Raw genomic sequence first — 25,086 nt, forward strand, 5'->3', positions numbered from 1 at the left:
GCGGCGCGTCGACAGGGGACGTTCCTGGATGCCCGGGAAGCGGGCGGGGGAGGCCTGGGTTGGAGACACCCGCCCCGGGGCGAGGCGGGTGGGCCGGGTGCCTCCCGTGGAGGCTCCGGGCTCAGTCGCCGATGAAGCCCTTCAGGGTGTCGATCTGCCGCTGGTGGCTCTGCAACACGGGCGCGGTCCTGCCGAGCAGCAGCGCCAGGGACGTGTCGCCGCGGTAATCATCCAGGCCCTCCGCGACGAGCTCCTTGCCGCGCTCCTGATCCTCGTTCACCTGCTCCAGGAAGGCCTGGTCGAAGTCGGCGCCGCTGCGGCTCGCCAGTTCGTCGCGCCGCTCGACGAACGCGCGCACCTGCTTGTCGACCTTCTTGTCGTAGGCCTTCACTCCCTTGTGCGCGCCCTTCTCCGCGCCTTCCCAACCGGCGCCGCCCGTGGCCGTGTCCTGCGTGTTCAGATCCACCAGGGCCAGCGAGAAGGCCTGGCCCTCGGCCAGCGCGCGCAGATCGTTCAAGTGGTTCTCATGGTCCCGGATGAGCAGCTGGGCGAAGCGCCGCACCTCGGGATGGGACGAGCGCTCCACGGCCAGCCGGCCCAGGGCGATCTGCTCCTGGTCCAGGAGGGCGAGCTGGTCGGCGAAGCGGACCTTCTCGGCGAACGCCTGGCCCACCTTCTCCCCTTGGGTCCGGGCGTACTTCGCCTCGTCGTGGGCACATCCCGCGCCCATTCCCAACGCCACCACCAGACCCACGCCGCACAGCATCCGACTCGTTCGCATTCGCTTCTCCTTGGTTGGAGGGACCTGGGAAAGCTGGGGAGGGGGTCCAGGGCATACAAGCGCTGGAGCAGGCGGGGGGGCGGGCCCCTGTCTTGTTCCGGGGGACGGGGGGGCCTGGGGGCGGCCCCAGCCCGGACACTTCTTCACACGGACGACGCGTGCGACGTCTTCCCCTCCCGGTGCGGAAGGCGATGGTGTAGACACCCCTCCATGCTCGAGCAGCTCGGCGACAAGGTGAAGCAGGGGCTCCGGGAGTGGACGGAGCGCATGGTGGGCCCGGAGCGCAAGGGGCGCTTGAAGGAACTGGCGCGCGGCGACCACGAGTACGGGGTGGATCCCTTCGGATTCAACCTCGACTACAGCCTGTCGGCGCTCGCGCCGCTCGTGTGGCTCTACCGCCACTACCACCGGGTGGAGGTGTCCGGCATCGAGAAGCTGCCCAAGGGTCGCGTGCTGCTCGTGTCCAACCACTCCGGCCAACTGCCCATGGATGGCGCCATGATTGGCGTGTCCCTGATGCTGGAGGCCGATCCCCCGCGCCACGTGCGCAGCATGGTGGAGAAGTGGGTGCCCACGCTGCCCTATGTCTCCACCTTCATGGCCCGGGTGGGGCAGATCGTCGGCACGCCCGAGAACTGCCGCCGCCTGCTGGAGTCCGAGGAGGCCATCCTCGTCTTCCCCGAGGGCACGCGCGGCCTGGGCAAGCTGTGGCCCCAGCGCTACCAGTTGCAGGAGTTCGGCCTGGGCTTCATGCGCCTGGCCCTGGAGACGAACACGCCCATCGTCCCCGTCGCCGTGGTGGGCGCCGAGGAGCAGGCCCCCGCCCTGATGGACTTGAAGCCCGTGGCCCGGCTGCTCGGCTTCCCCTCCTTCCCCGTCACCGTCACCGGCCTGCCCTTGCCGCTGCCCACCAAGTACCGCATCTACTTCGGTGAGCCCCTGCGCTTCACCGGCCGCGCGGACGACGAGGACAGCGAGCTGGACAAGAAGGTCCGCACCGTGAAGACCGCCATCCAGACCATGCTCAACCAGGGACTCAAGGAGCGCCAGGGCGTCTTCTGGTAGGCCGCCCGGCCCCGCGCGCCATGAATCAGGATCCTTCCAAGAGACCGGCCGTCGTCGTCACCGGCATCAGCGGCAACCTGGGCCGGACGCTCGCCAAGTTGCTGCACAAGCACGAGCGCATCATCGGCATCGATCGGCGCCCCTTCGCGGGCCGGCCGAAGGACGTCGAGATGCACCAGCTGGACCTGCGCAAGAAGAAGGCGGAGGACGTCTTCCGCAAGAACGAGATCCGCGCGGTCATCCACATGGGCATCATGCATGACCCGCGCATGAGCGAGGAGGAACACCACTCCTTCAACGTGGTGGGCACCACGCGGCTGCTCGAGTACTGCGCCAAGTACGGCGTGCCCAAGGTGGTGGTGCTCTCCTCGGCCAACGTCTACGGCCCGAGCCCGGACAACTCCAACTTCCTCACCGAGGACGCGCCGCTCATGGCGGCCAGCCGCTTCTCGGGGGTGCGCGACCTCATCGAGGTGGACATGCTCGCGCACAGCTTCTTCTGGAAGCACCCCCACATCCAGACCGTCATCCTGCGGCCCGTGCACATCGTCGGCCCCACCATCAAGAACGCGCCGAGCAACTACCTGCGGCTGCGCCACCCCTGGGTGATGGCGGGGTTCGATCCGATGTTGCAGCTCATCCACGTGGAGGACGTGGCGCGCGCCATGGTGGAGGCCGCCCTGCGCCCCGAGCCCAAGGGCGTCTACAACGTGGTGGGCCCGGGCGAGGTGCCCCTGTCCTCCATCCACCGCGAGCTCCAGCGCGAGCCCATCCCCGTGCCGCACCTGGTGGCCCGTCCCCTGCTCGGGGTGCTCTTCAAGTACCGGCTGGCCAACTTCCCCCCGCCCGAGCTGGATCACATCCAGTTCCTGTGCAACGTGGACGGCGCCCGCTGGCGCCAGGACGTGAGCTGGCAGCCCCAGCACTCCATGCGCGAGACCATCCGCTCCGTCCTCGGGGAGTAGGCGCCACCCCCTGACATGGGTGTCAGGGGGGCTTCACCCTCCGCCCCCTTGGGAATGCGGACACGGATGTCAGGCACCTGTGTTTTTCGTGACTCAGTTGCTCCCCGCTGTCCCGCCCAACCCCTTGAATTTCCAGCGGTGAGGGGCGGACAGAGGCATGGCACCCCGATTGCTCTAGCACCGGGACAAGAAACGCGGTGAGGGCGGGCCCCGAATGCCCCTCACGTCGCGAACCTGGTGAGGAAGTTCCATGGGGGAACTTCCGACGCCCACCGCCTCGGCCGGCCCCGAGACGGTGGGCGTTTTTTTTGCCCGCGCTCAGGGCAGCGCGCCGTCGAAGGGACCCCCGGCCTGCTTCTCCAGCAGCCACTTGCCCTCCCGGTAGACGAACTCCGAGGTCACCTGCTCCTCCTTCACCGACACCGAGGGCAGGCGCGTCCAGCGCAGGCGGCTGGTGACGCGCGCCCGCTGTCCTTCCTCCAGCAGCTCGACGCCCTCGATTTCGTAGTCGGTGACGTCCAGGTCCTTCTCGTCGTTGTTTTCCCGGAGGGCCTTCTCGAAGTCCTTCTGGCGCTCGGGCACGACGTACCGGCTGGCGAAGCGGTAGTCCTTCCAGCGCACCCGTTGGTGGAAGGCATCCACCGTGGGGCTCAGGGTCTCGAGATCAATCTTCTTCTTCGTGTGGGCGCATCCCCCACCCAGGCAGAGCGCGAGGAGCACGGCAAGCAGGCGATTCACCCGAAGGACGCTAGCACCCAATCTCGGGGGGGCGAAACGCACGGGGGCGCGGTGATATGTTCCGCCGCCGCATGGCCAAATCGTTGGTGGAGCGGTACGAGCAACTCCTCGCCCAGGATCCCACGTCGTCGGTCTTCGTGGAGCTGGCCAAGGCATTGATCGCCAAGGGCGAGCATGCTCGGGCCATTACCGTTTGCGAGCAGGGAATCTCCCATCACCCGCAGTCGGTGACGGGGCGCGTGTTGTGGGGCAAGGCCCTCATCTTGATGGGACGCCCCGCGGAGGCGATGGCGCAGTTCGATCAAGCCGTGACGATCGACAAGGAAAACCCGCACGCCTACAACCTCATCTCCGAGGTGTTGTTGCAGCGGGGCCTGTACCGCTCGGCACTGCCCATCCTGCGCAAGGCGCTCGCGCTGCAGCCCAACGACGCCCGCGTGCGCGGGTGGATGGAGCAGGCCCAGGCCGCGCTCGCCGGCGGTCCCGCCCCGGCCTTTGGTGACCTGGGTGCCCTGGACGTTCCGGCGGAGGAGCCCGCCGCCGAGCAGCCCGCCGCCGCCACGGACACGGCGTCCGAGGAGAAGACCGAGCTCGTCGCGATCGCCGACGCGTCCGCGCCCGCCGCCGAGGTGGGGGCCACCCCCGCGCCGGAGATGCCGCTGCTGGAGCTGGCGGCCGATGACGAGGCGAGTGCCCCCCGGCCCGCGTCTCCGCCCCCGCCCCCGGAGGAGGCGCTCGTCCCCGGGACCATCGAGCTGCAACTGCCCTTCGACGAGGAGGCACCGCTCGTCGCGGACGAGGAGCCACCGGCCGTCGCGGCGGAGGCGGCTCCGAGCGGCGACGCGGACGAGGAGCCCGCCGTGGAGGCCGCCACCCTCGAGGAAGAAGGCGGATTGCTCGCGGACCTGCCCCCGCTGGCGCCGCCCCCGCTCATGCCCCCCGAGCCCGAGGCCGAGGCCGAGGCCCCCACCGAGGAGCCGGCCCCTGTCGGCGCGCGCTCGGGTGACACGGGCTCGCGGCGGGGCCTGCTCGAGGGACTGCCCGAGGTGGCCGCGGTCAAGCCCCGCGTGCCCGCGCCGGCCGCGGCTCCGGCGCCCAAGGCCGCCGTCCCGGACATGGCGGCCCAGGTCGCCGCCTACGAGAAGGAGCTGCGCGCGAAGCTGCTGCCCCAGGTCTCGGGCCCGTGGATCTCCGCGCGCGCGCTCAAGGGGATCGCCGCGGTGGGCGTGGTGGTGTTGGCGCTCGGCGTGTTGCTCGTCGTCCGGGCCAAGCAGGGAGGCCAGGCGCTCATCGCCGCGTTGGATCGCACCGCGCTCCTGCTGCAGAAGGACACGGAGAGCTCGCGCCGGGACGCGCTCAAGCTGCTGTCCCAGGTGACCTCGCTGGAGTCGGACAACACCCGCGCCTGGGCCCTGTCGGCCGAGGCCCATGCGCTGCGCCATGCCGAGAACGGCGATGCACAGGCGCGCGCCGAGGCGCTCGCCGCGATCGATCGCCCCGGCGTGCGCGCCGAGCAGCCGGCGCTCGCCCTCGTCGTGGACGCGCTGGTGGCGGATGCGAAGAGCCGGGACTCCGCCAACCGGGCGCTGCTGAGCGCCAACGTGCAGAGCTCGGAGATCGAGGCCCTGGCCGCCGAGGCGCTGCTGGCGCGTGGCCAGTCGAAGGAAGCGCTGGAGCGCCTCTCGCGCTCGCTCAAGCTGTCGCCCCGCAACGTGCGCGCCCTGGTGACGCTCGGTGAGTACTACCGGGACGCGGAGGATCCGGTGAATGCCCTGCGTCTGTTCTCCGCCGCCACGAAGCTCGCCCCGGATCACCCCGTGGCGCGGCTGGGCGTCGCGGAGAGCCAGTGGGTGCTCGGGCAGGATCTGGAGCAGGCACTGGCGGACGTGCAGGCGCTGGCCGACGACGGCACCGTGCCGGCCTCCGAGAAGGATCGCCTGCGGCTGGTGCGCGGCCGGTTGATGACGGAGCGCGGCAAGGCCCGGGACGCGCGGACCCTGCTCGCCGAGGGCACCCAGGGGCCGCTCGCGCGCGACCTCCTGGTGGCGCTGGGCGAGGCGAACCGGGCGTCCGGGGACATGGTCGCGGCGCAGAACTCCTTCGAGCAGGCCCTGAAGCTGTCGCCCGACAGCGAGGCCGCGAAGGTGGGCCTGGGCCGGACGCTGCTGGACCGGGATCGCGAGCGCGAGGTGCTCACCCGGGTGGAGGGCGAGGGCCGTCACGTGGCGCTGGTGCGGGCCGCGGCGTACACGAAGCTGGGCGACTGGAAGCGCTCCCGCCTGGAGCTGGCGCGCACGCGCGTGGAGTCGCGCTATCCCGCCGAGGCCATCGTCTACATGGCCCGCGCGGATGCCGCCGAGGGGGAGCGGGACCGGGCGCAGGTGGCGCTGGAGAAGACGCTCGCGGCGGCCAAACGCGAGCGCGCCGGGGTGCGCACGGCACTGGCGTTGATGCAGTGGCAGGACAAGGCCCCGGACAAGGCGGGTGGCCTGTTGGAGACGGCCATGGCGGAGGACGCGCGCAATTACGAGGCCGCGTGCGCGCTGGGCCGGCTGCGCCTGTCCCAGGGTCTGCCGGACGTGGCGCTCAAGCCGTTGAATCAGGCGCTGGAGCGCAATGCCTCCCACGGTGAGGCGCGCGAGGCGCTCGGCCGTTCGCTGCTGTTCCTGGGCAAGCCTTCCGAGGCGCTCCAGCAGTTCGACACGTGGCGGCTCGACAACCCGGAGGCCGCGGGGGCCCACAAGGGCGCCGCGATGGCGCTCTACCACACGGGGAAGACGAAGGACGCCGAGGCCTCCTCGGCACGCGCGGTGAAACTGGCGTCGGGCGATCCGGAGGCCCACCGCGTGCGCGCGGACATCCTCTTCTCCCTGGGCGACACCAAGGGCGGCTTCGGCGCCCTGGAGAGCGCCAACAAGCTGGACAGCAAGGCGCCGGAGACCTTCTGCGCCATCGCCTCCGCCTTCCTGCGCCAGGGCCTGGAGGACAACGCCGACAAGGCCTTCGAGGCGGCGCGGCGCGAGGGGCCCGACACCGTGTGTGGCCAGATTGGCGAGCACTGGGTGAAGGACTCGGGAGGGCGCACGGCGGCCAGGGCGCTGCAGGAGATCACGAAGAAGGCGCTCACGCCCTGGGACAAGGCGTTCGCCCAGTCGGCCATGGCGCGGGTGCTGCTGTCCGCCGGTGCCACCAAGGAGGCGCGCGAGGCGGCGAACGAAGCGGTGCGGTTGGAGCCCTTCTCCGGACGTGCCCACCTCGTCCTGGGTCAGGTGGCGCTCAAGCAGCGCGAGGAGGCCGTGGCGCTCCAGGAGCTGTCGCGCGCGGTGGAACTGGAGCCCGCGGATGGTCCGGCGTGGCTGTCCCTGGGTGATGCGCTCGCGCGTCAATCCGCGGAGACGCCGCGCGCCATCCAGGCCTATCAGACGTTCTTGAAGCTCGCGTCGGCCTCGCCCGAGGCGGGTCGGGTGCGCAAGGCCCTTCCGGTCCTCATTCGCCGCAACAAGACGGGAGGCCGTTAGGTGGGGACCTCGTCGACTCCTCAGCCGTTGCCGCTCATGCGCATCATGAGTGGCAACGCCTTCCTGCTGTCCATCCTCTACCTGCTGGTGGGGATCGGGGTGGAAGCGGCGCGGCGGCTGCGGCCCTCGTCTTTCGTCATGCGGCTGTCCCTGTCGCTCGACTCGCTGCCGGCCCGGGTGCTGGAAGTGGTGGGGCTGATGGAGCCGCTGCGTGAGGCCTACTTCGCTGGCCGCATCACCGAGGCCGTGCTGCGCCTCGTCTTCAGCGCCACCACCGTCGGCATCATCTTCCTGCTCGCCGTGGGCGTGGGGTTGTTCATGGGGACGCTGCGCGGCTTCCTGCTGCGCCAGGCCGCCCGGCGCTAGTCGTCGAGGTGAGGCGCGGCCTCCGGCGGGCTCACCCGCCGAGTGCCACCGGGACGGCCTCCTCCTGGGGCTCCACGAGTGATTTCTTCTCCCAGGCGCGGCTCTTCCAGCGCAACCAGAAGATGGTGCCGCGCGTCCACTCGTCCGCCGCGATGGCCAGCCAGATGCCGGGCAGTCCCCATTGCAGGCGGAAGACGAGCAGATAGCCCAGCGGCAGGCTCATGCAGACCATGGAGACGAAGGCCATGTAGACGGCGAACTGCGCGTCGCCCGCGGCGCGCAGGGCGTTGACCAGGACGAGGTTGAAGGAGCGTCCGGACTCCAGCAGCAGGCTCAGCAGGAGGACCCGCGAGGTGAGCTGGAGGATGTCCACGTTGGCCGTGAACAGGCCCACGATTGGCTGGCGCAGCAGGATGACGAACAGGTCCACCAGGACGGTGAGCGTCACGGCCCACTTCAAGCTCTCCAGGGCGCGCCGGTAGGCCTCGTCCGGCCGGTGGGCCCCCACCAGTCGCCCCACCAGGATGGAGGTCCCCATGCCAATGGCCAGGCTGAACAGGAAGACGTACTGGGAGACGGCCATCGCGTACTGCCGGGATGCCAGGGCCGCGGGCCCGAGGAACGTGACGAAGTACAGGAACACCGTCTGGCAGGAGTGGTAGGTGAGCTGCTCGATGCCGGCGGGCACGCCCACCTTGAGGATCTTGCGGCTGTACTCGCGCGAGAACGTCACGTAGTCGCGCGCCACCATCCGCACGTCCATCACCCGGTAGAGCATCCACAGGAAGACGACGAGCGCGGTGGCGCGGCTCACCCCCGTGGACACCGCCGCTCCCGTCACTCCCCACGCCGGCAGTCCGAAGTGGCCGAAGATGAGCGCGTAGTTGCACACCACGTGCAGCACGTTCATGCCCAGCGACACGTACATGGATTGCCGCGTGAAGCCGTAGGTGCGGATGAGGGCGGAGACGACGTTGATGAGGGCCTGCAGGAAGATGAATCCGCCCGCGATGCGGATGTAATCCCGCGCGTGGGCCAACACCGGGCCCTGCAGGTTCATGTGCGTCAGGATGAAGTCGCCGAGCGACAGCAGCGCCGCGCTCACCACGAGTCCGAGCATCAGGTTCATGGTGATGGCCAGGGCGGCGATGCGGGCGGCCTCGGCGCTCCTGCGCGCCCCGAGGTACTGCGCCACGACGATGGAGGCGCCGTGGCTGACCACGTTCATGATGAGGATGCACAGGGCGATGTACTGATTGACCACGCCCACCGCGGAGACGGCATCGTCCGAGACGCCGCTGAGCATGAGCGTGTCCGACGTGCCCATCAGCATGAACAGCATCAGTTCCAGGAAGATGGGCCAGGTCAGGCGGAACAGTCCCAGCGCCGGCGCCGGCGGGGCTTCCGTTCGAGGCGGTGCGTCCATGTCCTGGCGTGTCGCACGCCTCGCGAGGGCTGTCGAGCGTCGGCCGGACGCTCGCTCAGCGGCTCATGGGCCGGCATGCCGCTGATGCGGCAATTTTCCGTTGTGGCTCCCGGGCCAATCCAAGACAGCGGCCGGCCCAGGGGGCTGAGCGAAAGACAACAAAAGCAGCGCGGGCGGCGGGGACGTGTCGTCGCCAGGGGTAGGGATAAAAACGGGACTAAACCCGAAAAAATGAGCGAACCGCTCAATACGGATTGTCGTGACCATGTCTGGCACGGCGAGGCGGACACTCGGGTGCCGTCTCGTGGCCCTCGAAAATTCATCTCTCAAGGAGAAGCTGACTATGTGGCGACAGGGACTGCGTGGTTTTGCGAAGACTTTCTTGTCCGCGGCGGCGGTGGTCTCGTCGTTGGGGATGGGACTTGCCGCGCAAGACGCGGCCGCGGCGTGTCGAGGCAACTGGGCCGAGGGAACGGCCTACAACGTCGGTGACGGGGTGAGCTACAACGGCGGCAAGTACTCGGCGCTCGTTTCGCATACCGCCTGCGTGGGTTGCGGCTGGAACCCCGTCGCGGCACCGTCGCTGTGGAAGACGGGCGGCGATTGCGGCACTACCACCCCGCCGCCCACGGATCCCCCTCCCCCCACGGGCTCGGGCATCGCCGCCATCCTGAGCGAGTCCACGTTCAACTCGATGTTCCCCGGCCGCGGCCCCTTCTACACCTACTCGGCCCTGGTGGCCGCGGCGAACACCTTCCCCGGCTTCGCCACCACGGGTGACATCACCGCGCGCAAGCGCGAGGTGGCCGCCTTCCTCGCCAACATCGCCCACGAGACCGGTGGCCTCGTGTACGTCGAGGAGATCAACAAGAGCGTCATGTGCGACACCAGCTGGGGCCCTCCGGGCTGCGGCTGCGCGCCGGGCAAGATGTACTACGGCCGTGGCCCCATCCAGTTGTCGTGGAACGGCAACTACTGCGCCGCGGGCAACGCGCTCGGCGTGGACCTCAAGAACGACCCCGACCGGGTCGCGCGCGATGCCACCATCGCCTGGCGCACCGGCTTCTGGTTCTGGATGACCCAGGCGGGCGCGGGCTCCCGGCCGGCGCATGACTCCATCGTCAACGGCTACGGCTTCGGCCAGACCATCATGAGCATCAACGGCGCCCTCGAGTGCTATGGCCGCAACCCCGGCCAGGTGCAGAGCCGCGTGAACAACTACCTGAACTTCACGAGCAAGCTCGGCGTGGACCCCGGCGGCAACACCGGCTGCTGAGCCACCCGGCTCGAGGGGCGGAACCCGGGGGTTCGGGTTCCGCTCCTCCTCACCAGGGAGTTACATCGGGGGGCGTGCCTTGCGCACGCTCTCGCGCGCCTCCAGGCGGGCCACCCAGGCCTTCACGTGGGGGAAGGGCTCCAGCTCCAGTCCCATGGGGCCGCGCAGCATCAGGTTGGTGACGAGCGAGAAGTCCGCGATCGTGAGCGAGCCGCAGAGGAACTCGCGCTGGGCGAGCACCCCCTCCAGGATGCCGAGATCCCTGCGGACCTTCTCCAGGCCGGCCACGTACTTCGCCTCGTCCTTCTCCCGGCCCAGCATCTTCGCGTAGACGGTCTCCATCAGCACCTCCGTGGTGGACGGCCCCAGGGTGGTGGCCTGCCACTGCAGCCACTGCTGCACCTGGGCGATGCCCCGGGCGTCCGTGGGCATCAGTCCACTGCCGGGCTTGAGGGCCGCCAGGTAACAGAGGATGGCGTTGGACTCCCAGACACAGTAGCCGTCGTCCTCCTCCAGGACGGGCACCTTGCCGTTGGGGTTCTTGGCGAGGAACGCGGGCGACTTGTGCTCGCCCTTCATCAGGTCCAGGGGCGCCAGGGTGACGGGCAGGCCGAGCTCGTGCACGACGGCGAGCACCTTGTAGGCGGCGGTGGAAAGCGGTGGGGCGTACAGCTTCATCGGGGTGGACTCCAGTGTCGGGGGTGAAACGGGGCGCACCCTAGCGGAAGTTTGAATTTGATTTGCCACCTCGACAGGTCGGGGTCCGCCCATGGACCCCGCGCGTCTGGCGCCTACGGGGGTCCGCGCCTCCGGGGGCGGGCGCCTCTCGCGTCAGGGGGCGGGCCGCGTGGAGTGCGCATAGAGCCACCGGTAGAGCAGCTTCGTCAGGCGCGGCATGAGCACCCACGTCAGCATCGCCACGGGCAGGGCCGTCGAAAGCGACACCCTCACCAGGTAGGGCAGCTGCGTGGGCATGATGAGTCCCAGCAGCAGGGCCTGGGGAAGCAGCGCGAGCCAGGTCACCAGTGCCATCTTCCACCTGGGGGGCGGCAGCTGGGGCGAGGGCCGTCCCGGAATGGTGAACCACGTCTCCAGGCCGCTCTGGACGAGGGCCTGTCCCGGAGCGGTGGCGTGCGTGTCTCCCCGGCCCAGCAACTCCACCGTCTCCGGTGACGAGCGCCACCGCTCGAGCTCCGCCTGGTTCGCGAAGCGCAAGAGGATGAAGTAGTCGTCCTCTCCCGCCATGAACACACTCGAGCCCTGATGGTGGGGTGAGCGGGCCGCCGCCGCCATCAACTCCTTGACCCACTGGGAGAAGGCGTGCCGCGCGCCGGGCTTGACGCGTCTCTCCATCACGATCTTCACGGGCTCCCCGTCGCCCTCGCGGACCATCACCTCGTTCATGAGTCTCTCCTTCACGTGGGGCCCGTCAGAAGACGAAGCAGTCACAGCCGCTGTTCCATGACCCGAAGGGGCCGGCCGGCGCATGAGGATGCACGTGAGGAGGCTGATGCACGCATCCCGCGGGATGGAGCGGGGAGGCGCCCGCGCCCTGTGCGCCTCCGGGCAGGGACACGGGAGACCAATCCGGGCTCGCGGGGGGCAGGGGCGGTGCGAGGGGGCCGAAAGGGCCCGTGCCATGGACGACCTTGCCGTCCACGAGCGTCAGGACCGACTCGAGGTGCTTGAGCTGCTCCTCCGGCACCGAGAAGTAGTCGGCGGAGAGCACCGCGAGATCCGCCAGCATCCCCTCGGCGATGATGCCCTTGTCCCGCTCCTCGCCGGAGAACCAGGCGCTTCCGGTGGTATACAGCCGCAAGGCTTCCTCCCGGCTCATGCGGTTGGCAGCGGGGTAGAGCGCGGTGCCTCCCACGGTCTTGCCGGTGATGAGCCAGTACAGCGAGACCCAGGGGTTGTAGCTGGAGACCCGGGTGGCGTCGGTTCCCGCGCCGACGGGAATGCCCAGCTCGAGCATCCGCCGGATGGGGGGTGAATGGGCCGCGGCGTCCGCGCCATAACGCGCGATGAAGTGCTCGCCCTGGAAGGACATCCGGTTCTGGATGGCGATGCCCCCTCCGAGCGCCCGCGTGCGCTCGAGGTTGCGCGGCGAGATGGTCTCCGCGTGATCGAACCACCACTTGAGGCCCTGGAAGGGCACCTCCCGGTCCACCCGCTCGAAGACGTCCAGGAAGCGCGAGATGGACTCGTCATAGGTGGCGTGCAACCGGAAGGGCCAGCGGCTCCGGACCAGGTGGTGCACCACCGCCTCGAGCTCTCCCTCGAGCGAGGCGGGCAGATCCGGCCTCGGCTCGAGGAAGTCCTCGAAGTCCGCGGCCGAGAAGACCAGCATCTCTCCGGCGCCATTGAGCCGGTAGAAGGCATCTCCCTGGCCCGGCCGCACCGTGGCCGTCCACTTGCGGAAGTCCTCCAGTTCCTGGGCGGGGTGCTGCGTGAAGAGGTTGTAGGCGATCCGCACGGTGAGCTGCCCGCGTGCGTGCAACTCCTCGATCACCTTGTAGTCCTCTGGATAGTTCTGGAAGCCGCCCCCCGCGTCGATGACACTCGTCAGCCCGAGCCGGTTGAGCTCGCGCATGAAGTGGCGGCTCGAATTGAGCTGATCCTCGTAGGCCAGCTTGGGCCCCTTGGCGAGCGTCGAATAGAGGATGGAGGCATTGGGCCTGGCGATGAGCAGTCCCGTGGGATTGCCCTGCTTGTCCCGCTGGATCTCACCGCCGGGGGGATTGGGAGTATCCCGGGTATAGCCCACCGCCCGGAGCGCGGCCCCATTCAACAGCGCGAGGCCATACAGATACAGGATGAAGACCGGCGTCTCGGGCGCCGCGGCGTTGATCTCCTCGAGCGTGGGCAGCCGCCGCTCGGCGAACTGGAACTCGTTCCACCCGCCCACCACGCGCACCCACTGGGGCGGCGGTGTCCGCTGGGCCTGTGCACGCAGCTTGCGCAACGCGTCCGCCAGGGAGGGGACCCCGTCCCAGCGAAGCTCCAGGTTGTAATTCAGCCCGCCCCGGATGGTGTGGATGTGCGAGTCGATGAGGCCGGGGATGACGGTGCGGCCGCCCAGGTCGATGACCCGCGTGGCCGGCCCCCGCCAGGCCATGATGTCCTTTTCGCTTCCGACGGCGCCGAAGCGGCCGTCCTGGATGGCCACCGCGTCCGCGCTCGTCTTCTGGTGTGCGTTCCCCGTCGCGATACGACCATTCTTGAGGATGAGATCCGCGGTGGCCATGGCGTTTGTCTGGCTCCTTCGTGGGGGAATTATGTCCGGTGCGATGAAGGGAGAATCCGCATTGTATTCATGCTTCCCATCAATGGACGAGATGGACGGAGAGTCCATGTACTTCCCACTGGACAGTGAACACCTTCTCCAACACCTTGAGGGAATTCAACGGGGAACAGGTGATTCCCGATAACAGTCAGGAGAAAGTCATGCGTCTCATGATGAAGCAGGGGTGGCTCGCCCTCGGAGTGGTCCTCTCGCTCGGCATGCCATTTCAGGGGCTCGCCGGTGATGCGAAGACACCCGAGAAGACCTTCGATGCGCCGATGGGTCTCAAGTTGTCTGTCAAGCAGATCGGTCCGGTCACCCAGGTCACCGATCTGCAGATCCTCTGTGTGCTGAAGCATGATCCCGCGGGGGACCAGTACATCGAGGCGATGCAGGACTTCAATGCCAAGCAGGGCGGGCTGCTCTCGTCGCTGCGCGAGCGGGGCGAGTTCGTGGGGGAGTTGGGCGAGACCTTCCTCTACACGCCGCCGCCGCGTTCCATCACGCCGAAGCGGGTGCTGCTGATTGGCGTGGGGGAGGCCAAGGACGTGTCGTTGGACAAGCTGCGCTTGGTGGGACGGATCGCGCTGCGCGAGGCCGTGCGCCTGGGGGCGAAGAATGTCTCGTTCGCGCCCACGCTGCGCGACCAGGGGAGCACCGTCATCGACGTGGGCGAGGGGGACGCGGCCGTGGTGGAGCAGATGCTGTTGGCCTACGACACGGAAAAGCGATTGCAGCAGCAGGGCCTGGCGCCCAAGTTCAACCTCTCGTCCTGGGTCATCGAGGCGGGTCCAAAGTATTTCGAGGGGGTCACCACTCACGTGGAGGATGCCGTCAAGGCCGCCAACGAACAGATCAAGCAGCGCGTGGACAAGCCGTACGTGAGCGCGACCCCGGCCCCCGCGCGGTAGCGGAGGGTCACCTCGTCCCCCTCCCTCCAGGGCGAGGGCGGGTGGCGGAGTGTTGTCGGGTACGCAGGAGGCGCCTTCGCCGATGCCCGGGAGGCCCGGGACTCGCGGCCTCCTCGGCGAGGCCTCCCCGGGCCTGCCTCGGCTCGATCCAACATCCAGTGTTCCCCCTCGTACTGGCGGCGTGTCCCATACTGGACCGTCGCCTGGTACGAAGGAGTCACCCGCGCGGTTGCTTCACCCGGATTCAATTACAAACCAGGAAAGCCAGACGGAAATCCTGTCCTCCCAAGCGCCTCCCGGGTCGGCTCCACCCCAGCCGACGTGGTTGACCCGGACTTCCCACCGGGCGGGAAGCCTGTCACGCTTGCCTACCAAGATTGGCCACACAGCCCCTGGTGGCGTGGACCCGGAGAGGAGTTCGGCATGTCTGAGTATTCAGGAATTCACGGCATGTGGAGCGAGAATGAGGGCACCCGGGTCCGAGCGGCGTGGACGCCCCGGCGGCGACCGGCTCCCCTCGAGGCTTACTCGGCCTTCCGGGCCGCCTATGGCCGGTTGCGGCACCTGGCCGACACTGTCCAGGGGCCGGCGGTGCTCGGGGTGGCGGTGGACGGCCGCGGGTACGTGGTCGAGGCGGTGATTGTCGAGCCCGGCCACTCGTTGCTCATCGGCCGACACACCGGTTGTGGGCTCCGGCTCCCGTCCGACACCGTCTCGTTGCGCCAGCTCGCGTTGTACGCGCAGTCCGGCGCTCCGGGCGCCGCGCCGGACATCCGGCTGTGGGATCTCAACACCGAGCAACTCTTCCTCACCGAGGACGGCGAGCCCAACGCGGCGGTCATCGCCCAGGGCCTGCTCTACGCCGCGGTGGAGGAGTACGCGCTCCTGTTCCTCCCCACCCGTGGGCCCTCCACCTGGTCCTGGCCGGAGCGGGCCGAGGAGGCCTGGGAGGCGCTCCCGCCGCGCCACTTCATCGATCAGCGGGCCCCGTCCTCCGACCGCCGTCGGCATTCGCGCCACCTCCGGCTGGACGGCCAGGAGTACCACACGAACGTCACCCGGCTGGGTCCGCTGATGCTCCTGAGCGGGCACGAGCGGCCCGAGGCCGCCTGGGGCTCGCTGCGGCTGGTGGGCGCGGAGCGCGAGGAGGAGCACCACATCTCCCTGGCGCGCCTGGAGCAGGGCGTGTTGCTGGGCCGCTACGAGCGCTGCGGCGTCGTGCTGGCGCAGGAGTGCCTGGGCCTCTCGCGCGTGCACCTGCTCCTGGTCCGGATGGGCGGGGAGGTGCTGGCCATCGACACCGCCAGCACCAACGGGACCTGGCGCGGTCCCGTCGAGGTCCAGACGACCGCGCTGGAGGACTCGGACAGCCTCGAGCTGGGCGAGTCCCTCGTCCTCCATTGGCGCCGCCTGCCCCGGCGCTCCAGCACCTTGGGTTGACGCTCGAGGGAGCTTGCCCGGCGTCTGGGTGGTTCAGTCCCAGGGCGGAGGTCACTGGCAGGGATTAGACTCCGCCAATGAACTTCAGCCCATCCAGCCGGTCGTCTGTCGTCGTGGCGGAGCTCGGGCCCACGAATACGGGGAAGACCCACCGCGCCATCGAGCGCATGCTCGAGCACGACTCGGGCATCATCGGGCTGCCACTTCGCCTGCTCGCTCGTGAGGTCTACGACCGGGTGACCGCTCGAGTGGGTGAGGGGCGGGTCGCGTTGATGACGGGGGAGGAGAAGCGCCTGCCCCCTCGCCCCGACTACTGGATCTGCACGGTCGAGGCGATGCCGCTTGATCGATCCGTCGACTTCCTCGCCGTGGATGAAATCCAGCTCGCCGCCCACCGGGAGCGCGGGCACGTCTTCACGGATCGGCTGCTCCATGCGCGGGGGCTCCGGGAGACCTGGTTCCTCGGCGCGGACACGATGCGGCCCATGGTCCAGGCGCTCATCCCCCAGGCCTCGGTGAAGCGCGCCACCCGCCTGTCCCAGCTTCGCTACTCCGGGAGCCACTCCCTCAAGAGCCTTCCTCCGCGCTCGGCCGTGGTCGCGTTCTCCGCGGACCGCGTGTACGAGCTCGCCGAGTCGCTGCGCCGCCTCCGGGGCGGGGTCGCCGTGGTGCTGGGCGCGCTCTCCCCGAGGACGCGCAATGCCCAGGTGGCGATGTACCAGGCCGGCGAGGTGCAGTACCTCGTGGCCACCGATGCCATCGGCATGGGCCTCAACCTCGACCTCAACCACGTGTCCTTCGCGGCGCTCTCCAAGTACGACGGCGCCGAGCAGCGCGACCTCTTCCCGGACGAGCTGGCGCAGATCGCGGGCCGCGCGGGGCGGCACCTGAATGACGGGAGCTTCGGAATGCTGAACACGCTGCCCGAGCTGCCGCCTCGGGTGGTCTCGGCCATCGAATCCCACCGGTTCCCCGCGGTCCGCAGTCTCATCTGGCGCAATTCCTCGCTCGATTTCTCGAGCCCGGAGTCCCTGCTCGATTCGTTGTCGCGAGCCCCGCGCCACGCCGCCTTCATCCGCGTGGAGCGCGCGGACGACTTCGATGCGCTCAAGGAACTCTCGCACGTTCCCGCCATTCGCGAGGTGGCCACCGACCGGGCCTCGGTCGAGTTGCTGTGGCAGGTCTGCCAGATTCCAGACTTCCGCAAGGGGCTCTTCGGTCAGCACGTCGCGCTGCTGCGAGAGACCTTCCTTCAGCTCTCCGAGGGGGACGGGAGGCTGGAGCAGGCCTGGCTGGCCCGGCAGGTCTCTCCGCTCGATGACGTGTCCGGAGACATCCACACCCTGATGGACCGGCTGGCCGCCATCCGCATCTGGACATACATCAGCCATCGCTCGAGCTGGCTCCACGACGCGGAGCACTGGCAGGAGCGCACCCGCCGCATCGAGGACGCCTTGGGGGACGCCCTGCACGAGCGGCTCGTGGAGCGCTTCGTGCAGCGGGCCGCGCGCCGGAGCACACGCCGCTTCGTGAGAGCCGCCGCGTCCCCCGCCGCCGGGTCGGACAGCCCCTTCGCCAGGTTGGGGCTCCTGCTGGGGGAGGTGCCCGGCGCGGACGGCGCGGTGACCGAGGAGCAGTTCGTCCAGCGGGTGGTCGACGCGACGCATGAAGACTTCCAGGTGGACGCGTCCGGAAGCATCTCGTTCGATGAGCAGCCGCTGGCCCGCCTGGTGCGTGGCAAGGACCGGCGCTCCCCGCAGATCGCGCTCGCGGAGCCGGAGGTCTGGACCGCGGGCGCGCGGCGGCGGCTCGAGCGCCGTCTGGTGGCGCTGGCGAGGGATCTCGTCACCGAGGCCATGGGAGGCTTTCCCGCCGAATCCCTCGCCGGAGCGGATCGCTCCGCGGAGACGCGGGGCCTGGCCTACCGGCTGGCCGAGGGGCTCGGAGTGACTTCCCTGGGAGAGGCGCGCGAGCAGTGGCGGCTGCTGGACGAGGAGTCCCGCGAGCGCTTGAAGACGTTGGGCGTGCGCGAGGGCCAGCGCTACCTCTACGTCGCCGAGGCGCTCTCACCCCATGCGCTCGCGCGGCGCTGCATGCTGACGGCGCTGTTCCAGCAGGCTCCTTCCCCCAAGGGTGTTCCGCGAGAACCCGCTCTTGGGATCGCGGAGCTGGGCGGCCAGAGCGCGCGAGCCTTCGGCTACGAGATGCTCGGGAGCGTGGCGTTGAGGATCGACGTCGTCGAGCGGCTCAGCGAGGCGCTGCGCCACCCGCAGGGCGCCCGGCAGGCGCACACGCTCCTGCAGGAGCTGCGGCTGGAGAACGGTGTTCGCGCGCGGGTTCTGCGAGAGCTCGGAGGCCGGTCCGGGGGTGCTCCGGTGAAGCGGCGGCGGCGGCGGCGGGGCGGCGGCAAGAGTGGCGCGCATGGGCCACCGGCTCACGCGGGCGCACACCCGCAGCCGCGGAGAAGCCGGGCCGGGGAGGGGAGTGTCCAGGGGGGAGCGCCCAAGCCCGAGTGAAGGGAGCGGATGGGGAACTCAGTGAGCGCGCGCGAAGTACCGTGCCAATCGGCGATGCCGATGCGCGAAGAACGCCGCCACCACGCGCGCCAGGAGGGGCTGTGCCCATAGCAGCCCCCATCGCGGCACGAACGTGATCCGATCCGTGAGCTCGGTCGAGCCGCCCCGAGCAACGAGGCAGCGCTCGTGCTCCCAGCGCCGCATGCTCGCCATGGTCGACTTCTCGTGGAAGCGATGGCCCGGCTCCAACTCGGCGATGGTCAAGTGATCGTAGTCGAAGGGGAGTACGCCGAAGAGTCGCAACCACGCGCGGCCAAGCGGCACTCCCACGGGGAGGGTATCGAGGTGCAGCACGCCGACCCCGCGCGGAGCGCTCATCGTGAGCCATGGTCGCATCTCGTCGTTGATTCCCTCGGGACTCGCGATGCGCTCCCATACGGACCGAAGGGGCGCGTCGATCGTGCTCGTCCGCTCGAAAAACGTGGCCAGTTCATCCATACGTGTTCGTGAATCCCCAGTGTCACATCCGGTTACTCTGCCGGTCAGCGAATCCCGGTGCCCAGGCTGGGGCAGACAATCCAGTCTCCTCAACCGAGCCGGGGCGGTGAACGGCTACGACACGAGAAGCATGAACGCAAGCTACTCTTCGAGCTCCGGCGGTGGAATCCAGCAGACGTCTGGCTCCCTGTCCGAGATATCGATGATATGGAGGCGCGGTTCCTCCTTGAGTACCAGATGTCGGGCCTCCGCAAAATTGCGCGTACTACCACATCTCACCTTGATGACCCTTACCCTGGCGTGGAGGTTGGAGTCACGGCTTGTCGAGCCATTCTGTCCGCCCGCGTGAGGTGCACCTTCAATGACCCATGCCAGATGACGCATTTCACGGAGCATTTGACCGGCAAGATACGCGGTGCTCGGTCCATCAGGATTGTATCTGGGCCTCGATGCGGCTTCGATGAGCAGCTCTACAACGACCTCTGGAGTCAATTTTTGCCATACTCGCGTCAGTAGGCTGTCAGGCCTGTCCTGATATTGCAGGCTCCATGTTCCATTGCCCACCAGGTAGTCTTTGTCTTTAGTGTCTTTGTCTTCGAGTTTCCCATTTTTGTGGTTTTGGATGATGATGCCTTTGGTCGATGAATTGAACATCGCATCCCCATGCGCATTCTTGAGAGGAAAGCAGAAACGGACGAAACCCATTGACAGAAACCACCTGATTCAGGCTGCCTCGGCCGCGGCATGTGTACAAGGAGCCAGTGCGTTTTAACCCCGATGTTGTTCGAAATTGTGCGGAACGCTAGGGCGAGTGGGAGGGTTGTTGAGAATGAGGGCTGGTGCGGATGCGCCGAGGAGGGCGTAATAGCTCGCCGAGCCCTGTCTGGACGAGGCCGAGGAGGAGCCAGTGAGCCCACGAGGAGAGGCGTAGCGGCGTCAGTCGATGCTGGAGGAGAGCGTGACGGTGCCGGGATTGTCGATAGCTGCGAGCGCGGCGCGCAGCAGCTATCGCCCCGGATCAACAACGCGCTAACGGTGCTTCGCAAGATGCTGTCCCTGGCACAGGAGCACGGGAGCATCGCTCATGTTCCCCGGGTCAAGCTGTTCAAGGCTGCCAAGGCAGCGTTTGACTTTCCTCACCTTTGAGGAAGCCGAACGGGTTGTTGCCGCCGCTGCGCCTGACTGGCGGCTGGTTGTCAGCAGGCGCACTCGTCGCCGACACGTAGACGTTGCGCTTGCCATCCCGGACCACCCGGGCGAGGTAGGCCGCCGCCGCACGGGGCAGCGGCGCTTCCGGGGCGGCCTGCGCCGCGCCTTCCGCGAAGGCAGCGGCCTCGGCGTAGTGCTCATCGGCGAAAGCCAGCGGTGCCAGGTAGAGGAGACTCTCTGGAGAGCCCTCCAACATGGTGTTCGAGCTTCATGGAGGAATCTCTAGGGTGGTGGCAGGCGGCGAGCCCCGGTGTTCAGGGACGGGTCAGCGTCGGCGGGTGAGCCACGAGCACCACGGGCAGTCGCCACAGCTGCGTGCCGTGCCACGGCTCGGTGGCCTGGAAGAAGATGGAGTCTCCGGCGCGCGTGAAGTGCTTGGGCGAGGAGGCGCCGGCGCCAGGAGAGAGGTCCGCGAGCAGCCGGGTGCCCGCTTCCGTCCCGTCGCTCATCCACGGCTCCTCGCCATGAATCCCCTCATCGGCGCTGAGCAGGAGCAGTCCGTCCGCGCCGAAGAGGTGCGAGGCGTTGGACCCCTGGGCGCCCGGGTGGATGTCCTTGACGAGCACCGTGCCCCCTGGCGTCCCATCGCTCTTCCTGGCTGGAAACCCGCCGTGAGCGCGCTCCCGGAGGAAGGCACCTCCTCGGAGGCCCGACAGCCCCCCATCATCGCGACCAGTGCGGCCAACCCCAACCCCCACCGTGAGTCCTTCCTCATCCGTTGCGCTCCTCTCTTCACCCAGCACGAGAGTGAACCCTTTCCATCCCACAAGAGTGCTTCAACCCCACGGGGAAATTGAACGTGTGTTAGTGAAAAAGCGATGGGTTTGAAGGCAGCCTGGCGTGAAGCGCTCAGCTGTTGCGTCTACGTGATGGGGCAGCGCTGCATCGGCAAGGATCACCGGGGCCAGATCCTGTTCGACCGGCTCTACGCGCTGGTGCCGTGGGACTGGAGAGGGTCCTGGGAGGGCCGCTGGAGCAGCACGTACAGCGCTCAGAGGATGCCGATGCCGAACATGAAGCCGAGCACCAACCAGCCGACGAGCTGGCGGCGGTGGCGCCAGTGCTGGTCCGGAACGGCGCTCTTGCGCTCCTGACAATCCTCGCACCGCGGGGGCGAGCCCTGGACGTCACAGCGCGCGCACAGGAAGGTGTCACACCCCGTACACACGGCCGTGGAGACCTCGCCATGCACGGGACAGGGAGGGGCTGCTTCCTCCTCCACGCCGGCGGCGAGCGCGGCGGCCCGCTCCTCCGGCGTCTCCACCTCGGACTCGAGCAAGGCGCGCGCTCGCTCGAGGTCCTTCCAGGCGACCAGCACGCGCACCTCGATGATGGCGCCGCCCATCGCGGGGCCGAGCATTCCACTGTGATGCTCGCCCTGGACGACGCAGGCGATGCCATCCGCGTCGAGCAGGGAGCGTACTGCCGAGGACTCGACCACATTGGCACAGGTGGTGAGCAGACAGAGATCCGACTCCGACTCCGATGCCGACGTGTGCATGGGAACCCCGGGGCAAGAGGCCATGGTCCACGGCCCGTGCTCCCCCATCCGTGGGGATGCCCTGCCCTCGGGGCCAGGACAGAGCGCGTCCGCTGTCACTCGCGCAACAGCGGGGACGGACGAAGAAATCCGGCGAGCGCTCGAGGATCAGGCGGGAGGTGCGCTGGACGCGGCCTTGTCGTCCTCCGGGGTCGCCTTCCATCCCGAGATCCAGCCGAGGATGAAGACGATCAGCCCCACGACGGCGCTCCCCATGGCCAGTATCAGGGTGAGCATGAACATCATCCCGAGGGACTTGAAGCCGGTGCTGGCGGCGAATAGGACCGCGGGGGCCGCCGCCACGGCGGTCACGAGGAACGCGGACCAGGAGCCCCGGGAGAGCGCTCGCCCCTCACGGGGGTACTCCTCCCGGATCACGAGCGCCAACAGCCCGCCCAATAGCGAGAGGACCGGGGGAATGAGGTTGGGAAGGATGTCTTCCACGGCGGGCTGCCTCCTGGGGACGTACTCGCGAGCATACCCCGGCCATGCCCCCTGGGGGTACACACCGGCCCAGGCCGCGTTCCCTTCAGGGGCGAGGCAAGGGTGTGCGGCGTGGCGGCGATGGCCTGCTGCTTGTCCACTGGTCAGCGGAGACCTTCGTCCCCACTGTGGGGGAGAGACCGATTCGCCACGAGGAGGGGTACGTGGACCAGCTGAGGCGGGACGATCGCGAGAAGACGCTGTACTTCGTCACGAGCTTTCTCGGCTCGGTGACTCTGTCCTATTACCTGTCCCGGCTCATGGGCGGTGGCACCGTGTCCGCGGGACGCATGCTCCTGCTGCTGCCCGTGATGGTGGCGGGCTTCTGGCTGTTCTACGTCTTCGGCAAGCGTCGGCCGGCGACCCTCTTCGTGATGAACGCCGCCTTCGCCTTCCTGTCGTTGATCGCCGTGTTCCTCACCTTCCAGTTCCTGAGTGGACTTCGCCGCTAGGCCGCGCTCAAAGTCCAAGGATGCTCACGCTCCATGCTTTTGGCCGTGTCCACGCGAAGGTGATTGGCGTCACGCGCGACCTGCGCGCCCTCTGGATGTTGGAGGAGTGCGGGCTGCCCCATGAGGTGCGCGGCCTCGACCACTTCGCGGGCGAGCTGAACTCCGAGGAGTACCGGCGGCTGACCCCCTTCGCCCAGATTCCGGTGCTCGAGGACGACGGCTTCGTGCTCACGGAGACGGGCGCGATCCTGCTCTACCTGGCGGAGAAGTCGGGCCGCCTCATCCCCTCGGATCTCCAGGGCCGCGCCCAGGTGACGCGCTGGTGCTTCGCCGCGCTCAACACCGTCGAGCCCCCGCTCTTCCAGATCGCGATGATCGATCTGTTCAGTGCCGGCGACCCCGCCGAGCAGGCGCGCCGCCCCGGACTCGTGAAGTGGGCGGACCGTGCGCTGGGCGGGCTCGAGGAGTGGCTGTCGGCTCGCCCGTACCTCGTCGGTGAGGACTTCACCGTGGCGGACGTCCTGATGACCACCGTGCTGCGCGAGGTGCGTGGCAGTGACGTGCTCGTCCGCTACCCACGCGTGCGGGCCTATCAGCAGCGGTGCGAGGCCCGACCCGCCTGGCAACGCACGCTCGACGCCTACGAGCAGCGACTGGGCGCACCGCCCGGCAGTACTCGCTAGCCAGGATTTCGCGGAGCAGCTCGCGGGAAGTGCGCGAGGTGCGGCGCGTCTTCAGCTCGAGAGGGAATGCCTCACCCTCACCACCCGGTAGCGCGTGGAGGACACGCATGGAAGCGCGGGCTCAAAGCGCGCGCTTCATGCCTTCGTGGCTCGCCTCGAAGCCCAGCCGTGCGTAGAAACGGTGGGCATCGGTGCGGCGCTTGTCGGTGGTGAGTTGCATCATCCCGCAGCCACGGGCCCGGGCGCGGGTCATCGCATCCTCCATCAGTTGCTCACCGACGCGCTGGCCCCGCAGGTCCGAGCGCACGCGCACCGCCTCCACCAGCGCGCGGCGCATCCCGCCCCGGCTCAGGCCGGGGATGTACGTGAGCTGGAGCGTGGCGATGACCTCGCCCGCGAGCTCTCCGACGACGAGCTCGTTGTTCGGGTCGGCGGCAATCTGGTCGAAGGCGGCGCGCACGCTCGGGGTCGGCTCCGCGACGTAGCCCGGGCGTGAGCGCGCAATCGCGTCATCCGCGAGCAGCGCGAGGATGGTGGGAAGGTCGGCGGCGGTGGCGATGCGAAAGGTGACAGGGGCCATGACCCCCATCTAGGCAAACTGCCACGCGTGCGCCACCCGTGAGTGTCTACCGTGTCCCCTGCGTGCACGGCACGGCGAGCTTCGGGTACTCCCGCGCACCAGGAAGTCCGCCAGCGGCTCCGTCAGCTTCGGGTCGTCCGTGACGGAGAGGGCCAGCAGCGTGCGCCCGTGCCAGCCGCCCTCACGGCGCCGAGCCGCTTCCGTCCCGTCAGCTGCAGCGCAATCCACCCTCAGGTGGAGGGCTTCGCCCTCACCCTTGCGGGCTTCCTCGTCCTGAAGTACGACCAGGTGAAGAAAGCCAAAGGCTGACACTGAGAGCCGTTGAGATGCCCCATCTTGCCCATATCGCCCTCGTCGTCCGCGACTATGACGAGGCGCTCGCGTTCTACGTCGGCAGGCTCGGCTTCACCCTCGTCGAGGACACCGAGCAGCCCGAGCAGAACAAGCGCTGGGTCACGATCCGCCCGCCCGGCGCACCGGAAAACACCACCACCCTCCTGCTCGCCCGCGCTGCCACGCCCGCGCAGGCCGCATTCGTTGGCAATCAGTCCGGCGGGCGCGTCTTCCTCTTTCTCGCCACCGACGACTTCGAGCGCGACCATGAAGCCTTCACCGCCGCTGGCGTGACGTGGATCCGTCCTCCCACCGAGCAGCCCTATGGCAAGGTCGCCGTCTTCGCTGGCAAGGTCGCCGTCTTCGCCGATCTCTACGGCAACCTCTGGGATCTCGTGCAGTTCGCCCGCGGCGAAGAAGGTGTCAGACGATTCGTGTGCGCCAGGCAAAGCTTGGGTGAGGAGGAAGCGATGTAGGAGCGGAAACTTCACGAAGGGACCCTGCGGGTTCAAACCCCGCCCGGCAAAGGAGGCCACCAGCCGGAAGCGAGTCTTGCGTGGTGCCGGGGCAACCCGGGCTGCGAAGCGTAGACAGCGAGTATGTGGGCCGCGTGATTGAGCCTCGAAAGATCTGAATCGTCGCGAGAGCCGACGCCGTACGAGTAGCGGAAGGCAGCAGCCCAGGGCCGAAACAGGCCAGGTCCTGGGGTCTCGCCGGGGTCTGAGAGCGGGGCACGCAGACAAGAGGGTCCTCCAGGAACCTGGGAGGTGCTGACGACTCCACGTCGAAGTGGCCGGAGGGCAACCGGAAGAAAGCCCAGGCCCGAGGGAGATGGGCGCCCGACTCCCGCGGGAGCGAAGGACGGGTGGCGGTGGTAGCGCGCTGGCGAAGGAAACGAAGCCGGGCGTGAAGGTCGTCAGGAAGTCGGAGTGCCTCGTAGTACCGCTGAAGCAGGGGAACGCACCCGGGCGGACCCTGTGGAGGGAAGGGGGCACCGGAACATGGAACCGAGGGAGGGAA

The 25,086-nt window shown here is 68.6% G+C and carries 24 protein-coding genes; 11 read left to right on the plus strand and 13 right to left on the minus strand.

What is annotated here, in order from left to right; all coding sequences use genetic code 11:
- Positions 1-121 precede the first annotated feature (121 nt).
- A complete protein-coding gene (locus D187_RS18225) occupies positions 122-781 on the minus strand; it encodes a DUF4142 domain-containing protein (RefSeq protein ID WP_155893410.1) in 660 nt (219 codons plus the stop codon).
- Positions 782-991: 210 nt separating this feature from the next.
- On the opposite strand from D187_RS18225, the gene D187_RS18230 reads away from it, so the two are divergent.
- Together D187_RS18230 and D187_RS18235 are read left to right on the plus strand one after the other, a co-directional pair.
- The gene (locus tag D187_RS18230) at positions 992-1,846 is read left to right on the plus strand and encodes a lysophospholipid acyltransferase family protein (protein ID WP_002626786.1); all 855 of its coding nucleotides are present in this window, start codon (positions 992-994) and stop codon (positions 1,844-1,846) included.
- A gap of 20 nt (positions 1,847-1,866) precedes the next feature.
- Positions 1,867-2,811 (plus strand): SDR family oxidoreductase, encoded by a 945-nt coding sequence (locus D187_RS18235; RefSeq protein ID WP_002626787.1) that lies wholly within the window; start codon positions 1,867-1,869, stop codon positions 2,809-2,811.
- Between the two features lie 318 nt (positions 2,812-3,129).
- On the opposite strand, the gene D187_RS57105 is transcribed toward D187_RS18235, so the two are convergent.
- On the minus strand, positions 3,130-3,549 hold the full coding sequence (locus D187_RS57105) for a hypothetical protein (protein ID WP_043430312.1): 420 nt from the start codon (positions 3,547-3,549) through the stop codon (positions 3,130-3,132).
- Between the two features lie 71 nt (positions 3,550-3,620).
- Between D187_RS57105 and D187_RS18245 the strand changes: the two genes are divergently transcribed.
- Both D187_RS18245 and D187_RS18250 read left to right on the plus strand, forming a co-directional pair.
- Positions 3,621-7,067 carry a tetratricopeptide repeat protein gene (locus tag D187_RS18245; RefSeq protein WP_043430501.1) on the plus strand — a complete coding sequence of 1,149 codons (3,447 nt, stop codon included), beginning with the start codon at positions 3,621-3,623 and terminating at the stop codon, positions 7,065-7,067.
- Positions 7,068-7,433, plus strand: a complete 366-nt coding sequence (locus D187_RS18250) for a hypothetical protein (protein ID WP_002626790.1) — start codon at positions 7,068-7,070, stop codon at positions 7,431-7,433.
- 31 nt (positions 7,434-7,464) lie between these two features.
- On the opposite strand, the gene D187_RS18255 is transcribed toward D187_RS18250, so the two are convergent.
- Complete coding sequence (locus D187_RS18255; protein WP_002626791.1) at positions 7,465-8,859, minus strand: MATE family efflux transporter; 1,395 nt, start codon at positions 8,857-8,859, stop codon at positions 7,465-7,467.
- Between the two features lie 343 nt (positions 8,860-9,202).
- Here D187_RS18255 and D187_RS18260 point away from each other — a divergent pair, with 343 nt between their 5' ends.
- Positions 9,203-10,135 carry a glycoside hydrolase family 19 protein gene (locus D187_RS18260; protein ID WP_081713734.1) on the plus strand — a complete coding sequence of 311 codons (933 nt, stop codon included), beginning with the start codon at positions 9,203-9,205 and terminating at the stop codon, positions 10,133-10,135.
- 60 nt (positions 10,136-10,195) lie between these two features.
- Here the strand turns inward: D187_RS18260 and D187_RS18265 are convergent, their stop codons facing one another.
- The 3 genes from D187_RS18265 to D187_RS18275 all read right to left on the minus strand — a co-directional run bounded on the left by D187_RS18265 (position 10,196) and on the right by D187_RS18275 (position 13,382).
- The gene (locus D187_RS18265; protein WP_002626794.1) at positions 10,196-10,813 is read right to left on the minus strand and encodes a glutathione S-transferase family protein; all 618 of its coding nucleotides are present in this window, start codon (positions 10,811-10,813) and stop codon (positions 10,196-10,198) included.
- Between the two features lie 153 nt (positions 10,814-10,966).
- A complete protein-coding gene (locus D187_RS18270) occupies positions 10,967-11,539 on the minus strand; it encodes an antibiotic biosynthesis monooxygenase (protein ID WP_002626795.1) in 573 nt (190 codons plus the stop codon).
- A 25-nt stretch (positions 11,540-11,564) separates the two neighbouring features.
- Positions 11,565-13,382, minus strand: coding sequence for an amidohydrolase (locus tag D187_RS18275; RefSeq protein ID WP_043430314.1), 1,818 nt, complete (start codon positions 13,380-13,382; stop codon positions 11,565-11,567).
- A gap of 200 nt (positions 13,383-13,582) precedes the next feature.
- Between D187_RS18275 and D187_RS18280 the strand changes: the two genes are divergently transcribed.
- The 3 genes from D187_RS18280 (at position 13,583) to D187_RS18290 (ending at position 18,288) form a co-directional block, all read left to right on the plus strand.
- Positions 13,583-14,332, plus strand: a complete 750-nt coding sequence (locus D187_RS18280) for a M17 family peptidase N-terminal domain-containing protein (protein WP_063724996.1) — start codon at positions 13,583-13,585, stop codon at positions 14,330-14,332.
- Between the two features lie 450 nt (positions 14,333-14,782).
- Positions 14,783-15,772 (plus strand): FHA domain-containing protein, encoded by a 990-nt coding sequence (locus D187_RS18285; protein WP_002626798.1) that lies wholly within the window; start codon positions 14,783-14,785, stop codon positions 15,770-15,772.
- Between the two features lie 77 nt (positions 15,773-15,849).
- Positions 15,850-18,288 (plus strand): helicase-related protein, encoded by a 2,439-nt coding sequence (locus tag D187_RS18290; RefSeq protein ID WP_002626799.1) that lies wholly within the window; start codon positions 15,850-15,852, stop codon positions 18,286-18,288.
- Between the two features lie 18 nt (positions 18,289-18,306).
- On the opposite strand, the gene D187_RS18295 is transcribed toward D187_RS18290, so the two are convergent.
- The 6 genes from D187_RS18295 to D187_RS18320 all read right to left on the minus strand — a co-directional run bounded on the left by D187_RS18295 (position 18,307) and on the right by D187_RS18320 (position 21,979).
- Positions 18,307-18,786 carry an Rv1443c family protein gene (locus tag D187_RS18295; RefSeq protein WP_002626800.1) on the minus strand — a complete coding sequence of 160 codons (480 nt, stop codon included), beginning with the start codon at positions 18,784-18,786 and terminating at the stop codon, positions 18,307-18,309.
- 141 nt (positions 18,787-18,927) lie between these two features.
- Entirely contained in the window at positions 18,928-19,491 is a 564-nt protein-coding gene (locus D187_RS55235) for a hypothetical protein (protein ID WP_155893411.1), read from the minus strand.
- Between the two features lie 400 nt (positions 19,492-19,891).
- Positions 19,892-20,191, minus strand: a complete 300-nt coding sequence (locus D187_RS57890; protein ID WP_002626801.1) for a hypothetical protein — start codon at positions 20,189-20,191, stop codon at positions 19,892-19,894.
- 58 nt (positions 20,192-20,249) lie between these two features.
- Positions 20,250-20,561, minus strand: a complete 312-nt coding sequence (locus tag D187_RS59240; protein WP_002626802.1) for an ELWxxDGT repeat protein — start codon at positions 20,559-20,561, stop codon at positions 20,250-20,252.
- Between the two features lie 425 nt (positions 20,562-20,986).
- Positions 20,987-21,496 (minus strand): putative signal transducing protein, encoded by a 510-nt coding sequence (locus D187_RS18315; RefSeq protein ID WP_002626804.1) that lies wholly within the window; start codon positions 21,494-21,496, stop codon positions 20,987-20,989.
- A gap of 147 nt (positions 21,497-21,643) precedes the next feature.
- On the minus strand, positions 21,644-21,979 hold the full coding sequence (locus tag D187_RS18320; protein ID WP_002626805.1) for a hypothetical protein: 336 nt from the start codon (positions 21,977-21,979) through the stop codon (positions 21,644-21,646).
- Positions 21,980-22,182: 203 nt separating this feature from the next.
- Here D187_RS18320 and D187_RS18325 point away from each other — a divergent pair, with 203 nt between their 5' ends.
- Together D187_RS18325 and D187_RS18330 are read left to right on the plus strand one after the other, a co-directional pair.
- Positions 22,183-22,470, plus strand: a complete 288-nt coding sequence (locus D187_RS18325; protein ID WP_002626806.1) for a hypothetical protein — start codon at positions 22,183-22,185, stop codon at positions 22,468-22,470.
- 20 nt (positions 22,471-22,490) lie between these two features.
- Positions 22,491-23,153 (plus strand): glutathione S-transferase family protein, encoded by a 663-nt coding sequence (locus D187_RS18330; protein ID WP_002626807.1) that lies wholly within the window; start codon positions 22,491-22,493, stop codon positions 23,151-23,153.
- Positions 23,154-23,274: 121 nt separating this feature from the next.
- Here D187_RS18330 and D187_RS18335 read toward each other — a convergent pair whose 3' ends face one another.
- On the minus strand, positions 23,275-23,733 hold the full coding sequence (locus tag D187_RS18335) for a GNAT family N-acetyltransferase (protein WP_020918115.1): 459 nt from the start codon (positions 23,731-23,733) through the stop codon (positions 23,275-23,277).
- A gap of 326 nt (positions 23,734-24,059) precedes the next feature.
- Here D187_RS18335 and D187_RS18340 point away from each other — a divergent pair, with 326 nt between their 5' ends.
- Complete coding sequence (locus D187_RS18340; RefSeq protein WP_020918116.1) at positions 24,060-24,542, plus strand: VOC family protein; 483 nt, start codon at positions 24,060-24,062, stop codon at positions 24,540-24,542.
- Positions 24,543-25,086: the final 544 nt, after the last annotated feature.

Source organism: Cystobacter fuscus DSM 2262, assembly GCF_000335475.2.
Lineage (GTDB): Bacteria > Myxococcota > Myxococcia > Myxococcales > Myxococcaceae > Cystobacter > Cystobacter fuscus.

Excerpts from the sequence above, each read along its gene's own strand:
- D187_RS18225 (WP_155893410.1), bottom strand. The coding sequence starts at position 781 with ATGCGAACGAGTCGGATGCTGTGCGGCGTGGGTCTGGTGGTGGCGTTG.
- D187_RS18230 (WP_002626786.1), top strand. The coding sequence starts at position 992 with ATGCTCGAGCAGCTCGGCGACAAGGTGAAGCAGGGGCTCCGGGAGTGG.
- D187_RS18235 (WP_002626787.1), top strand. The coding sequence starts at position 1,867 with ATGAATCAGGATCCTTCCAAGAGACCGGCCGTCGTCGTCACCGGCATC.
- D187_RS18245 (WP_043430501.1), top strand. The coding sequence starts at position 3,621 with ATGGCCAAATCGTTGGTGGAGCGGTACGAGCAACTCCTCGCCCAGGAT.
- D187_RS18255 (WP_002626791.1), bottom strand. The coding sequence starts at position 8,859 with ATGGACGCACCGCCTCGAACGGAAGCCCCGCCGGCGCCGGCGCTGGGA.
- D187_RS18260 (WP_081713734.1), top strand. The coding sequence starts at position 9,203 with ATGTGGCGACAGGGACTGCGTGGTTTTGCGAAGACTTTCTTGTCCGCG.
- D187_RS18265 (WP_002626794.1), bottom strand. The coding sequence starts at position 10,813 with ATGAAGCTGTACGCCCCACCGCTTTCCACCGCCGCCTACAAGGTGCTC.
- D187_RS18270 (WP_002626795.1), bottom strand. The coding sequence starts at position 11,539 with ATGAACGAGGTGATGGTCCGCGAGGGCGACGGGGAGCCCGTGAAGATC.
- D187_RS18275 (WP_043430314.1), bottom strand. The coding sequence starts at position 13,382 with ATGGCCACCGCGGATCTCATCCTCAAGAATGGTCGTATCGCGACGGGG.
- D187_RS18280 (WP_063724996.1), top strand. The coding sequence starts at position 13,583 with ATGCGTCTCATGATGAAGCAGGGGTGGCTCGCCCTCGGAGTGGTCCTC.
- D187_RS18285 (WP_002626798.1), top strand. The coding sequence starts at position 14,783 with ATGTGGAGCGAGAATGAGGGCACCCGGGTCCGAGCGGCGTGGACGCCC.
- D187_RS18290 (WP_002626799.1), top strand. The coding sequence starts at position 15,850 with ATGAACTTCAGCCCATCCAGCCGGTCGTCTGTCGTCGTGGCGGAGCTC.
- D187_RS18295 (WP_002626800.1), bottom strand. The coding sequence starts at position 18,786 with ATGGATGAACTGGCCACGTTTTTCGAGCGGACGAGCACGATCGACGCG.
- D187_RS55235 (WP_155893411.1), bottom strand. The coding sequence starts at position 19,491 with ATGGGTTTCGTCCGTTTCTGCTTTCCTCTCAAGAATGCGCATGGGGAT.
- D187_RS57890 (WP_002626801.1), bottom strand. The coding sequence starts at position 20,191 with ATGTTGGAGGGCTCTCCAGAGAGTCTCCTCTACCTGGCACCGCTGGCT.
- D187_RS18315 (WP_002626804.1), bottom strand. The coding sequence starts at position 21,496 with ATGCACACGTCGGCATCGGAGTCGGAGTCGGATCTCTGTCTGCTCACC.
- D187_RS18330 (WP_002626807.1), top strand. The coding sequence starts at position 22,491 with ATGCTCACGCTCCATGCTTTTGGCCGTGTCCACGCGAAGGTGATTGGC.
- D187_RS18335 (WP_020918115.1), bottom strand. The coding sequence starts at position 23,733 with ATGGCCCCTGTCACCTTTCGCATCGCCACCGCCGCCGACCTTCCCACC.
- D187_RS18340 (WP_020918116.1), top strand. The coding sequence starts at position 24,060 with ATGCCCCATCTTGCCCATATCGCCCTCGTCGTCCGCGACTATGACGAG.